The organism is Stenotrophomonas rhizophila, assembly GCF_003651185.1.
Taxonomy (GTDB): Bacteria; Pseudomonadota; Gammaproteobacteria; order Xanthomonadales; family Xanthomonadaceae; genus Stenotrophomonas; species Stenotrophomonas maltophilia_Z.
In genome coordinates this window covers 204282-218430 of the sequence record NZ_RCDC01000008.1, presented here as the reverse complement: position 1 = coordinate 218430, position 14149 = coordinate 204282, and the positions used below count along the sequence as shown (strand labels likewise).

Sequence of the window (14149 nt, the reverse complement as noted above, 5' to 3'; positions counted from 1 at the left end):
CTTTACATCGATGCGGTCGGCCGTCGCGGTGGCACCGCGCAGGGTGGTGTCACCCTCGGCCTTGAGCGAGATGTTCTGGCCCGTGAGCGTGGTGTTCTGCCAGGTGGTGCTGTCCGCGTTGGACTTGCTGCTGCCCACGCTGGCTTCGGCATACACGTACACGCCGGTCTGCGCGCCTACCGCGACACCCACGCCCACTTCCGCGCCAGCGTTGCTGCTCTTGCTGCGGTCGGCAAGCTGCGCTTTACCGGCTTCCAGCAGGATGTCGCGTGCCGAATCCAGGCTCACCGTGTTGCCCGCACTCAGGTTGCCCTGCACCACATGGATGTCACCGCTGGTGCTGGTCAGGTTGAGGTTGCCACCAGCCTGAAGCGTGGAGCCCTGCGAGACCACGCTGCTGCTGTCCGCGCTGCTGTTGGCGGTTTTGAAGCCGATACCGGCCTCGGCATTGAACAAGGCACCGCTGCCCCCGGCACCGGCCGCGTTGGCGATCGCACTGGCCGACTGGTAGGCATTGGCGGCCGCTGCCATGTTCTGCATGGACGACAGGCGACCGTCGGACTGCCGGGCCGCATCCACGTTGTTGATGAGGTCGATGAAGGGCGACTTCACCCGCGCGAACACGCCGATCTTCAGATCGTCATCGCGCTGCGAGGAGTGCCCGACCTCGTCGGCGGTGAGCAGTTCGATCTGCGCGGCGGTGATGTTGATGTCCTTGGCCGACACCACGTTGCTGGCAATCTGGCTGTAGGTGCCGCCAGCGCTCAGGTTGACGTTGCCGCCCAGGCTGCCGACATTGCTGGCCACCTGCGATACCTGCGCACTGTCATCGTCATGCTCCTGCCGGTGCCAGCCGGAGAACTTCTCGGTGTCGGAGATCTGCACCGTGCCGATCGCCTTGCTCTGCGAGGTGTTGGTGTTGCCCACCGTGTCCTGGCCACTGCGGATGGTCAGGTCGCCCGCGGCGTGGATGTTCACGTCCTTCTCGGCCACGATGTTGGCGGCTGTGAGACTGATATCCCCCTCACTGGTCGCCATGCGCACCCCACCGCCCACCGACAGCTGGGTACCGGTGATGGTGTCGCTGCTGCCGCTGCCTTCACTGCGCGAATTGTTGGTGCCGAACGGCAGGCCACTGGTGTTGTTGGCGATGCCCCAGCCCTTGCCGCTGCTCTGGCTGGTGCTGGATTCGGTGTTGTGGGCGACATCGAACACGATGTCCTTGGTGGCCAGCAGCAGGGCATCGCCCTCGGCTGCCATCTGCGCGCCCTGGCTGTAGATCGAGCCGCCGTTGGCGATCAGGGTGAGGTCGCCGCCCGCACTGAGCTGGCTTACCCGCGCATCGCTGCTGGAGTGGCTCTCGTTGCTGTTGGAGCGCTGGCTGCCCGCGGTGATCACCGTGGAGGTGGTGGCCGCCCGCAGGCCGGAGGCGGCGCCTTCAGCATTGCGGGTGATCTTGCCCATGGTGGAGCCACTGTCGGCCATGCCGTCGGTGGTGGAATCGCGGGCGCTGCGATAGGCCTTGGTGGGATCGTAGGTCACCCCCACCGAGAGGCCACTGGATTTGCTGGAGGCGCTGCTCTGCGTCTCCAGCGTGTCCTGCCGCGCGATCAGGTTGATGTCCTTGCCGGCCAGGGTGAGGTTGTTGCCGGCGGCGACATCGGAGGCGGCGATGGTCAGCTGGTTGCCGGCATTGATCAGCACGTTGCCGTCCATCGAGCCCACGGCCGAGGCCACCTGGGTGGTGGACTGGGTGGCGCTGTCGTTGGTGCTGCGCGAGCTGCTGTAGCCCACCGACGCCACGCCATTGCCGAAGCCGCCGGTGATGCCGGATTTCTTCTGGCTGAAGCTGCTCGCCTCGCTGTAGGTGTCCTGTGCCGATTCGATGGTGATGTTGTTGGCCGCGGCGATGCGCAGGTCGTTGTCGGCCAACACGGTGGAGCCGGTGATGGTCACATCGTTGCCCGCGATCATGTCCACCGTCTTGCCACCGATGGTGCTGCCCACCGCATAGCTGGCCGAGCTCTGGTCATGGGTGGTGGTGGTGGTGCTGGACAGCGTCTTCTTCTTGCGGGTGGTTTCGTCCACCACCAGATCGTGGGTTTCCTGCGCGGTGGTCAACGCCAGGTTGCGCCCGGCCGAGAGCAGCACGCCGCCGTCGCTGCTGTCCACCGTGGTGGCCTGCAGGGTGAGGTCGCGGCCGGCCTGCAGGGCAGCGCCTTCGCCACCGCTGAGCTGGCTGCCCAGCACCCAGCCATCGGCGGCACTGACTTCGCGCGAGCCGTTCTTGCTCTTGGCACCGCTGTCGAAGGTGCGCGTGTCCACCACGGCAACGCTGTTGATATCGCGCCCTGCCTGGGCCACCAGTGCGTTGGCCGCCGAGACGTTGGCAGCGGTCAGGTTCAGATCGTTGCCGGCCTTGAGCACCACATCGCCGGCACCGCGGATGGTGGTGCCGATGTTGATCAACTGGCTCTGGCTGTTGAAGTTGCGGGCGTCATGGGTGAGCGAAACGCTGCTCTGCTCGGCCACCGAGGTAAGGCTGAGGTCGCCACCGGCCACGATGGCGGTCAGGCCGTCGGTCCCGGCGTTGGCCAGCTGCGCGGCCCGCAGCTCCACGTTGCCACCGGCGTTGACGCTGAGCACGCCGGCGCCGTCCTTGTTGGTCACGTACAGGCCGGCCACGCGATCCAGCGTGGTGGTCTGCTGCACCAGCAGGTCGCCGTTGTCGCGCCACTCGCGCGTGGTCGAGGCGACGGTGATGTTGCCACCGGCCTTGAGCCCCAGTGCATCGGTGGCGGTGACCGTGCTGCCGATGATGTCGATGTCGTGGGTGGCCTGCAGGCCGACCTGCTGGCCGCTGATCTGCCCACCGCTGACGTTGCGGATGTTGCCGGCATCGATGCTCACCAGCTGGCGCCCGGCGATGGCGCCGCTGTTGACCAGGTCGCCGCGCAGCTTGATGTCGATGTCGGCACCGGCCAGCAGCGCACCGTTGGTATCCAGATCGCCCGGCATCACCCGCAGGTACACCTGCGGCACCAGCGCGCGCACGGTGGTGCCGTCGGCCAGGGTGACGTCCTGCTCCACCAGCCAGACGATGTCGCTGGTGAGACGGGCCATCTGCTCGGCGGTCAGCGCCACGCCGGGGCGCAGGCTCCACGCACTGGCGACGGTGGCACCGGCCTCCAGCAGCGCGCGGTACTGGTCTTCGTCGCTGGCATGGCCATCGAGGAAGCGGCGGCCGGTGAGTTCGCCGATCTGTTCGCGCACCAGCTTCTGTTCGTAGAAACCGTCACCCAGGCGCTTCTGCGTCTGCGAGGGCTCATAGCCGGCGCGCTGCAGCAGGTAGTCCGAGCTGAGCCAGCTGCGGTAGCTGGCAAAGCGCGGGTCGGTTTCCACAAGGTAGCTGCCGCGGTTGGCATCCACGTTGAACAGGCTGGCGCTGGGTGCACTGGCATTGGGCGTGGTGGTGACCACCACGTGCGGGTCATTGCCGGCGGCGGCGACGACCTGCTTGTTGGCCAGTGCGGCATTGCCACCGCTGCCGGCGTGGCTACCGGCCTGCACGGCCCCCGGGCCGGTGGCCGTGGCCTGTGCTGCCTGCCCGGCCACGATGTCCTGCACGGTGCCCGTGCCCGGGCCCGCCGAGCCAACCTGGCTTGGCCCCTGCGCGTTGGCGGCATCGGCCAGCTGGCCGCTGGTACGGTCGGCACCCTGCAGGCCCTGGCCTGCCGCGCCCTGTGCGGCACCGGCCGCAGATGGTCCTTGGGCGTGCGCGCCATCGGCGATGTGGCCACCGGCGTGCCCCGGCCCCTGTACCGCACTGCCGGTTTGACCGTGTGCTGCGCCGGCCGCCGTCGGCCCCTGTGCGTTCACCGGGCCGGCGCCCTGGCCGCTGCTCTGCCCCGGTCCCTGCACCGCGCCTGCGCCCGGGCCGACCGAGCCTGCGCCCGGCCCACCGGTGTTGAGGTTGGCCATGCTGTCGCCATCGCGCACGTTCGGCGCGTCGCGGCCGGTGTTCTCGTTGCGCAGGTTGCCGACATCGATGCTCAGCTTGCCGCCGGCGGTGATGCCCGCACCGAGCACGCCGATCTGCTCGGAGATCGGCGCGGCATTCCACTGGCTGCGCGAGCCGCCATAGGTGATGGAGACATTGCTGAAGCTATGTGTACGGAACAGCGTCTTGGCGGTGTTGATGATCGAGGATTCACCCACGTTCAACCCGACCACGGCCAGGTTGCCACCGGCGGCGATGCTGGCGTACTCGTTGCGCAATGCATCGGTGGCGATGCGCATGTGGCCACCGGCATTGATCACCGCATCGGCACCGGCGGAGACCACCACGTCTTCGGTGGTGGTACGGGTGGCGACGCGGGTCTTCTCGTTGCCACTGGTGTTGCTGGTGTGGCGCTGCATGTTGATCAGCATCGCCTCCGGATTGTCGTAGTCCGGGTAGGTGATCAACTGCACGCAGGTGGTGGTGCAGGTGCCGTAGGCGTTGTTGTAGGCCAGGGTGTCCGAGTCGTAACGGAACTGCCGGTTTCCCGGCGGCATCAAGGAGAGATCGCGGAACGGATCTTCGGCCCCGGCGCCCAGCTGGTCCGGATTGTTGCGGCTGTCCGCACGGCTGACGTAGTAGATGACCACCGTGCCATCCTGCGCGGGCAGGCGCGAGCGCTCGCCGCGCTCGCCGTCCAGGCCACCGCGCGCGAAGTAGTAGGCGCTGGTGCTGGCCGTCAGCCGGACCACCGCGCGGCGGATCTGCTGGCCGTCGGGCGTGATGTACGCGGTGTCTTCCAGGATGTCGGCCGGATTGAGGTAATAGACCTCGTAGGGCTGGAAGTTGGAGGTGTCGCGCAGATTCCCGGCGGTGTTGTTGCCGTTCTTGAACCAACCCGGCTGGGTGAGCGTGACCGGCCCATGCTGGATGGTCTGCTGCTGCACCACCACGTTTTCGCGGATGTTGTTCACCGCCAGCGCGGACATGTCCAGGTTGCCGGCGATCTCGATGGTGGAGCTGAGGTTGTCGATGCGCTGCGCGCTGCCCACGGCCGTCAGCCCGTTGAGCGCCCCGCCGATGGCCGCATCGCCATCGCTGAAGATGAGGCTTTGGCCGCGGTTGTTCAGCACGCCCACGCCGAGGTCCAGACGCTGGCGTGCGGCGATGGTGGCCGAACGCTGGGCGCCGCCCACGTTTTCGGCCAGGTTGTTGAGGGTGCCGGCCTGGATGGCGATGTGGTCGCCGTAGATGCGGCCGGTGCCGATGTTGTTCAGCGTGCCGGCGTCGATGTGGGTGATGCGCCCGTCCAACAGGCCGCGGTTGAGCAGCTCACCGCTGGCCACCAGCCGGGTCAGGCCGACGCTGCTGATCTCGCCGGAAGCGGCGTTGTGGATGTTGCCGGCGCTGATGTTCACCCCGGCGCCCTGCAGCTTGCCCAGGTTGTCCAGGTTGCCCTGGATGGCGAGGGTGAGCGTGCCGTTGGCGGCGAGTTCGCCGGTGTTGGTGTGGCTCTGGCCCAGCTCCAGGGTCATGTCACCTTGCGAGAGCAGCTTGCCGTCACCGGTGATCTCACGCGTGCGCACGATCTGGTTGCTGCCGGCCACCAGTGAACCGCCGGCGTTGGCGATGCTGTCGGCGCGGATGTCAGAGGTTTCAGACGCGGATATCTGGCCGCCGGTGTTGTTCAGCTGCCCGGCCACCTGCACCACCAGGGTGTCGGCCAGGATCTGGCCCTGCTGGTTGTCCAGGCTGCCGGTGCCCAGCTGCAGGTGCTTGCCCTGCAAGCCCAGTGCCGGGCCAGTGGGCGCACTCAGGGTGTATCGGTTATCGATGTTGCCCGCCTGCAGGGCGAGCGTGCCACCGGCGGCCACCAAGCCCCCGCGGTTGTCCAGCGCGCCGGGCAGGACGATGTCCGCATTGCGACCCACCGTGATCTTGCCGCCGGCGTTGGCCACCGATTGCGCACGCAGGGTCAGGTCGGTTGCGCCCACCAGCGCGCCGCCGGCCGTGTTGTCGACGCTGCTGGCATTGACGGTGATCGCGCCCTGGCCGAATACCGCACCGGCGCGGTTGTCGAACGCACCGCTGTGGATCTCCAGCGTACCGCTGCTGTTGATGCCGTTGCCGTTGGCGTTCGTATTGATCAGCGCCTGGCCGGCCGTGTTGATGTGCAGGTTGCCGGCGGACTGCAGCAGCCCACCACTGTTGTCCAGCAGGCCGGTGCGCAGCGCGGCGCCGCCGGTGAGGCTGGCCACGGTGCCTGCGCGGTTATCCAGGGTGTAGCCGCGCGTATCCAGATCCACCGTGCCGGCGATGATCCGGCCGCTGTGGTTGTCGATGCCGTTGCTGGTCGCGCGCAGATCGGTACCGGCCTGGATCAGGCCGGCGGTGTTGCGTACCTGCGTGGCCGAATCGAGCTGCAACGCGGCGCCGGCGGCCAGTGTGCCCGCTTCATTGTTGAGGGACTGCGTGGTGATGTGCGCGTTGCCACCCGACGACACCGTACCCTGCGCGCTGTTGTCGAGCAGGCCATCGACGGTGACCGTCAGGGTGGAGCTGCCATCGCTGTGCAGGGTGCCACCGCGGTTGTCCACGCTGGCCGCGGTGACCGTGGCGTTGCCGGTGGTCAGGATGCGACCGCTGCGGTTCTCCAGTGCACCGCCGAGGGCCAGCTGATTGCTCCCCGCCCCGGCCGCCTGCACGGTGCCCTGGTTGTTGAGCAGCTGCGCGGCGCGCAGATCCAGCGTGCCATTGCTGGCGAGGGTGCCGGCGGTGTTGTCCAGCCGGCCGCGCACGTTCAGCGCCAGCACGTCGGTGCCGGTGGCGGTGAGCGTGCCGCCTGCGGTGACCAGTTCCCCGGTCTCGATACGGATGCGCTGCGCGGCGGTAGTGCCATCGCGCAGGTCGGTGTTCTCACCGATCAGCGCCAGGCTGCCATTGCTGAGCAGCTTGCCGCCTTGGCCGTTGAGGGTGTGAGCGTTGATCGCCAGCGTGCCGGTGCCCGCCTGCTGCACGGTGCCGCCGGCATTGCCGAGGGTGGCCGCGGTGATCTGCAGGTCGCCATTGCTGGCCAACGTGCCGCCGTTGCCATTGTCGAGCACGCCGCTGACGTCCAGGCTGCTGGCCTGCCCGCCCGTGGCCAGCACGGTGCCGCCCTGGTTGTTGAAGGACTCGGCCTGGACGGTCAGCTGGGTTGCGTTGAGGGTGGCACCGCGGTGGTCCACCGCACCGGCCTGCAGCGCCAGTGCGCCTGCGCTGACGATGGTGCCCTTCGCGCCGTCGAGCTGGCCGACCGTCAGGGTCAGCGACTGGGTGCCGCCGTGGCTGAGGGTGCCTTCCTCATTGATCAGGCGCGCGGCATCGATCTGCAGCTGGCGGCCATTGCTGGCCACATCGCCGCGGGTGTTGTCGAACGTGCCGAGCACGTTGATGCGGGTATCGCCGGCGCCGGCCGCGCTCAGCGTGCCGTCGATATTGGACAGCGAACCGGCCGTGATCTGCTGGGCGCCATTGGCGGCGATGGTGCCGCCGTTGTTGGTGAGCGCCCTGTCCACCTGCAGGGTCATGGCCTGCGTGCCAGTGGAGGTGAGCGTGCCCTTGCTGGTGTCCAGGCTGCCCGCGGTCACCGTGACCTGACGCGCGCCGGTGGTGGCGCCACTGAGATCGAGCGTATCGCCCTTCAGTTGCAGTGCCCCGTTGCCGACTATGCGGCCACCCGCACCGTGCAGGTCGGTCACCTCGATGGCGAGCGTGCCTTCACCGGCGTGCTCGATGCTGCCGGTCTGGTTGTCCAGGGTGGCGGCGGTGAGGTGCGCATCGCCGCCGCTGGCGATGACACCCTGGCCGCTGTTGTCCAGCCGCCCGTCCACGCCGATGGTCAACGCCCCGCCGGTCTGCAGGGTGCCGCCGCGGTTGTCTACGCTGGCCGCACCGATGACGGTCGCGCCGGTGGCGAGAATGCGCCCGCCGCGGTTCTCCAGCGCCTGGCCAAGCTGCAGCTGGTTGCTGCCCGCGCCAGCCGCCTGCAGCGTGCCCTGGTTGTTGATGAGAGTGGCCGCGCGCAGATCCACCGTGCCATTGCTGGCCAAGGTGCCGCCGGTGTTGTCCAGGCGGTTGCGCACGTTCAGCGCCAGCGGCCCCGTGCCGGTGGCGACGAGGTTGCCGCCGGCGGTGGTCAGGTCACCGGTGTCGATGCGGATCTGCTGCGCCGAGGTGGTGCCGTTGCGCAGATCGGTGGTGTCGCCGCTGAGCGCCAGCGCGCCATTGCTGACCAGCGTACCGCCGTGGCCATTGAGGGTCGCCGCGGTGATGCTCAGCGTGCCGGTGCCGGCCTGCTGCACGGTGCCGCCGGCGTTGCCGAGGGTGGCTGCGGTGATCTGCAGGTCGCCATTGCTGGCCAGGGTAGCGTCGTCGCCGTTGTCCAACGTGCCATCCACCCGCACCGTGTTGGCCTGGGTGCCGGTGGAGAGCACGGTGCCGCCGCGGTTGTCGAGGGCGGTCGCGATGATGTCCAGCTGGCCGGCGCTGAGGGTGGCGTCGCGGTGATCGATCGCGTCCGCGCGCAGGGTCAGTGTGCCGGCGGTGGCGATGCTGCCCTTCTGGCCCTGCAGGCTGCCGGCCTGCAGGGTGAGGCCATTCTGGCCCGCATGGTGGATGCGGCCGGTGTCATTGACCAGGCTGCCGGTCTGCACCGTCAGGGCGCCGCCGTTGCTGGCCAACGTGCCGCGGGTGTTGTCGAACTGGCCGACCACCTCGATGTGGGTATCTGCGGTCCCGGCCGAACTCAGCGTACCGGCAACGTTGGACAGCGTACCGGTGTTGATCTGCTGCGCACCGTTGGCGGCGATGGTGCCGCCATCGTTGCCCAACGCGTCGCGCACCTGCAGGACCATGGTCTGCTCGCCGGTGCTGCTGAGCGTGCCACCGGCGTTGTCCAGGCGGCCGGCGGTCACCGTGACCTGGCGTGCTGCGGTGGTACCACCGCGGATATCCAGTGCTTCGCCCTGCAGGGTCAACGCGCCGTTGCTGATGATGCGGCCACCGGCGCCCTGCAGCGTGCCGGTATCGATCTGCAGCTGGCCCTCGCCGGCCTGTTCGATGCTGCCGCTGCGGTTGTCCAGCGTGCCCGCGCGCAGCTGCGCATCGCCGCCACTGGCGATCAGGCCGGTGTTGCTGTTGTCCAGCAGGCCATCCACGCCCACGCTCAGGTCGGTGGCGCTGTGGACCGTGCCGCCCTGGTTGTCCAGGCTGGCCGCGGTGACGTCGAGATCGCCGCTGGTGAGGATCTTGCCACCGCGGTTCTGCAGCGCCTGGCCGATGCTCAGCTGGCTCGCGGCGGCCCCTGCGGCCTGCAGGTTGCCACCGGTGTTGAGCAGGGTGGAGGCGCGCAGACCCAGCGCACCATTGGTCGCCACGGTGCCGCCGGTGTTGTCCAGCCGGTCGCGGGCCTGCAGTACCAGTGCATCGGTGCTGGTGGCGGTGAGCGTGCCGCCAGCAGTGGTGAGATCGCCGGTCTCGATGCGGATGCGCTGGGCCGAGGTGGTGCCAGCGCGCAGGTCGGTGGTGTCGCCCTGCACGTGCAGCGTGCCGTTGCTGAGAAGGGTGCCGCCAGCACCGTTGAGGGTGGCGGCGTTGATCGCCAGCAGGCCATTGCCGGCCTGCTGCACGGTACCGCCGGCATTGCCGAGCAGCGCTGCGTTGAGGGTCAGGTCGCCATTGCTGGCGACCAGGCCATCGTCACCGTTGTCCAGGGCGCCGGCCACGTCGATGTGGTTGGCCTGGGTACCCGTGGCCACGAGTTGCCCGCCGCGGTTGTCGAACGCCTGTGCCGCCAGCGCGATCTGCGTGGCCTGCAGGGTCGCGCCGCGGTGGTCCACCTCGCCCGCGGTGAGCGTGAGGCCGCCGGCGGTGACGATGTGGCCGTCCTGGCCCAGCAACTGCCCGGTGCTCAGGGTCAGCCCCTGGGTGCCGGCATGGCTGAGGGTGCCGTCGATGTTGCGCAGGCTGCCCGATGCCACCTCCAGTGCAGCGGCGTTGCTGGCGATCACGCCCTTGCTGTTGTCCAGCTGACCGGTCACGTGGATCTGGCTGTTGCCGGTGCCAGCCGAGCTCAACGTGCCACCCCGGTTGGACAGCGCGCCGGCCTCGATGCGCTGGGCACCGTTGGCGGCGATCGTGCCGGTATCGTTGGTCAGCTGCTCGCGCACCTGCAGGTGCATGTCCGCCGTGCCGGTGGCGCTGAGCGTGCCACCGGTGTTGTCCAGGCTGCCGGCCTGCACGGTGATCTGCGTGGCGCCCACCGCACCATCGCGCAGGTCCAGCGTTTCGCCCTGCAGGTGCAGCGCATCGGCCGCGACCAGGGTGCCATCGGCATTGCGCAGCACCTCGGCCTCGATCCGCAGATCGCCATTGCCGGAGATCGCGCCGCCGGTATTGTCCAGCAGCTGGGCCACGCGCACCTGCGAGGCGGCCTCGCCAGCGGCGATGAGCTTGCCGTGGTCATTGATGAAGCGGCCGGCGCTGATGTCCACCGCGCCGTTGCTGCCGAGGGTGCCGCCACTGTTGTCCAGCAGGTTGCGTGCCTGCACCTGCAGTGCCTGGGTGCCCAGTGCGCTGAGCTGACCACCGGCGGTGATCAGGCGCTCGCTGTCGATGCGGATCTGCTGTGCCGAGGTGGTGCCATTGCGCAGATCCAGCGTGTCGCCCTGCAGGTCGAGCGCGCCGTTGCTGAGCAGCGTGCCGGCGTGGCCGTTGAGCGTGTCCACCTTGATGGCCAGGGTGCCGGTGCCGGCCTGCTGGATCGTGCCGCCGGCGTTGCCGAGGGTGTTGGCGCTGATGGATAGATCGCCATTGCTGGCCAGGGTGCCGCCATCGCCGTTGTCCAGCGTATCGGTGACCTGCAGCGTGTTGGCGGCGGTGCCGGTGGCGATGATGCTGCCACCGCGGTTGTCCAGCGACTGCGCGGTGATGTCCAGCTGCTCGGCGGCCACGGACGCGCCGCGATGGTCGACGGCTCCGGCGCTGAGCTCCAGCGCACCGGCGGTGCCGATGCGGCCACGCTGACCGTCCAGCCGGCCGGTGGTGATGGACAGCCCGTTCTGACCGGCATGGCTGATCGTGCCATCGGCATTGACCAGGGCACCTGCCTGCAGCTGCAGTGCGCCTGCATTGCTGGCCACGGTGCCACCGGTGTTGTCCAGCGTGCCGGCCACGATCAGGCGGGTATCGGCGGTGCCGGCCGCGTTCAGCGCGCCGGCCCGGTTGGACAGCGCGCCCGCCTCGATCTGCTGCGCGCCGTTGGCGGTCAGGGTGCCGCCGTCATTGACCAGGCTGCCACGGATGCGCAGCTGCATGGCCTGCTCGCCCAGCGAGAGCAGGGTGCCGCCGGTGTTGTCCAGCGCGCCGGCACGGATGTCGACCTCGCGGCCGCGGGTCGTGGCCTTGTGCAGGTCCACTGTCTGCGCCTGCAACTGCAGCAGGCCGTTGCTGGCGATGTTGCCTTCGCCGCCGCTCAGGGTGGCCGTGGTGATCTGCAGCGCGCCGTTGCCGGCATGATCGATGCTGCCGCCGCCATTGAGCAGACGGCCGGCATCAATGCGCAGGTCGCCATTGCTGGAGAGCGTGCCGCCCTGGTTGTGCAGGGCCTCGCTGGCGTGCAGCGTGGTCTGCCCGGTGCCCGCGGCGATCAGCTTGCCGCCGGTGTTGATCAAGGTGGTGCTGTCGATGGCCAGCGCGCCGTTGCTGCCCAGCGTGCCCCCGGTGTTGTCCAGGGTGCGGGCCACCTGCAGGTCCAGTACCTCGGTGCCGGCCGAGGTGAGCGTGCCACCGGCAGTGATCAGATCGCCGGTGGTGATCACGATGCGCTGCGCGGAGGTGGTGCCATCGCGCAGGTTGGTGGTGTCGCCCTGTACCACCAGGCTGCCATTGCTGAACACGGTGCCGCCCTGGCCCTGCAGGTTGACCGCATCGATACGCAGGCTGCCGGTGCCGGCCTGCTGCACGGTGCCGCCGGCATTGCCCAACTGCGCTGCGGTGATCTGCAGATCGCCATTGCTGGCCAGGGTGCCGCCATCGCCGTTGTCCAGCGTGCCCTGCACGGTGAGCGTGCTGGCCCGCTGCCCGGTGGACAGCACCCGCCCGCCGCGGTTGTCGACGTCGCCGGCGGTCAGGCTCACCTGGTTGGCGATCAACTGCGCCTTGCGGTGGTCGGCACTGCCCAGCTGCAGGGCGATGTCGCCGGCGGTGGCGATGGTGCCCTGCACACCGTCCAGGCGATCAGCGCGCAGCTGCAGCCCGTTGCTGCCCGCATGGCTGAGGCTGCCGCGGGTGTTGATCAGATGGCCCAGGTCCAGGCCGAAGGTGGTGGCGTTGCTGGCCAGGCTGCCGTCGCTGTTGTCCAGCGTGCCGATGGACCAGGTGGTGGCCGCGCTGCCACCGTGCGCGAGGGTGCCGCCGCGGTTGAACAGCGACTGTGCCTGCAGCTGGAAGGTCTGCGCCAGCGCCAGGTGGCCGCCGCTGTTGTCCAGCGTCTGCACCTGGGCCGAGGCCGCTCCCTGCACCTCCAGCCGGCCGTCGACATTGCGCAGCGCTTCGCCCTGCACCTGCAGGGTCTGTACCCCCAGCGTGCCACGGCTGTTGTCCAGGCTGTTGCGGGCGCTCAGCTGGAGGATGCCGGTGGCATCGATGGCACCGCCGTCGTTGTCCAGCGAGGTGGCGATGTTGAGCGTGCCTGCCGCCAGCGGGGCGGTGGGCGTGGGCGGCGTGGTACCGCCGGTGCCGCCCTGGCCCGGCGTGGGCGTGCCGGTGCCGGGCGTACCGCCGCTGCCGGGCTGTCCGGTAGTGCCGCCGCCGGTTTCCTGCCCCGGCGAGGTGCTGGCCACCGTGCCGATCCGGCCCTGCTCGTTGCTGATGTCCGCGCCGCTCAACTGCAGCGTCTGGCTGCCCACCTGCTCGATACTGCCGCCGCGGTTGCGCAGCGCATCGGCGTTCACCTCGATGCGGCGGGCATTGAGGGTGCCGCCGCTGTTGTCCAGATCGGCGGGCGTCTCCACGCGCAGTTCGCGCTCGGCGCTGAGCGTGCCCGCATTGGCCACGCCGCCGGCGGCGGTGATCCGGGTGTCCTGCTGCGCGTGCAGCGCACCGGTGTTCTCCAGCCGGCCATCGGCGGTGACCACCAGTTCGCCGGCCTGCGCGCCGATCTTGCCGGCGTTGCTCATGCCGACGCCATGCTCGTTGCCGACCAGCCAGATGCGGTTGGCATACATGCCCCCGAGCGCGCCGACATCCAGCGCGAAGGCCGGCGCACCGCCGGTGGGGGTCTGGGCGGTCACGCTGCTGTGGTCGGCACTGACCACGTTGGTGCCCAGGCTGGCCTGCAGCTGGTTGGCCCAGATACCGGCGTTGACCTGCAGCGAGCGGGTGATGATGTCGGTGTAGTCGGTCAGGCTGGCATCCAGGCCCGCACCGGACACGCGGATCGCGCCGCCCTGGACCCGGTAGCCTTCCAGCGCGCCGTTGTTGAGGATGGGCGTGCCGGTGGTCAGGGTGACCCGGCTCGCATTGAGGAAGCCGGCGCCATCGATCTGGATGCCGGCCGGGTTGGCGATGACCACCTGGGCCCGTGCCCCGGCCACTTCGACATACCCGTTGAGATGGCTGGGGTTGCTGCCGTTGACCTCATTGAGGATGACGCGCGCGGTGCCGGTGGCCAGCCAGGGATTGCCCTGCACCCAGCCACCGATCTGCGTCTGCACGTCCGTGCGCGAATTGTTGAGGATGACGCCCTGGCGGCCGACATCGAGCTGCTGGTACTGGTTGCGCGAGACACCGGCCGCGCTGGGCGTGGTGATGTTGACCTGCGGCGTGCCGTTGGCCGAGGTCACCACCGTGGGCCGCTGCTGGGCCGGTGCGCCGGGGTCGGCGATGATGCGGCCGGCATCGGGCACCTGCTGCGCCGACAGCGGCTGCACCAGGCCCACCCAGCCGAGCACCAGCCACAGCGCGAAGCTCATCGGCCGCAGCGTGGCCATCGTGTTGCCGCCGCGCGCATCGCAGCCCCCGCGGGGTGCGGTCACCAGTTCGGAGGCGACCTGCATGACACCCAGGGTACGGTTGAAAACCAGGCGATAGACTCGATTCACGGCGTTG

At 69.2% G+C, this 14149-nt stretch carries 1 protein-coding gene; it reads right to left on the bottom strand.

What is annotated here, in order from left to right:
- The coding region (locus tag BCL79_RS18735; RefSeq protein ID WP_121044013.1) for a hemagglutinin repeat-containing protein at positions 1-14142 on the bottom strand (14142 nt) is incomplete at its 3' end.
- Positions 14143-14149: the final 7 nt, after the last annotated feature.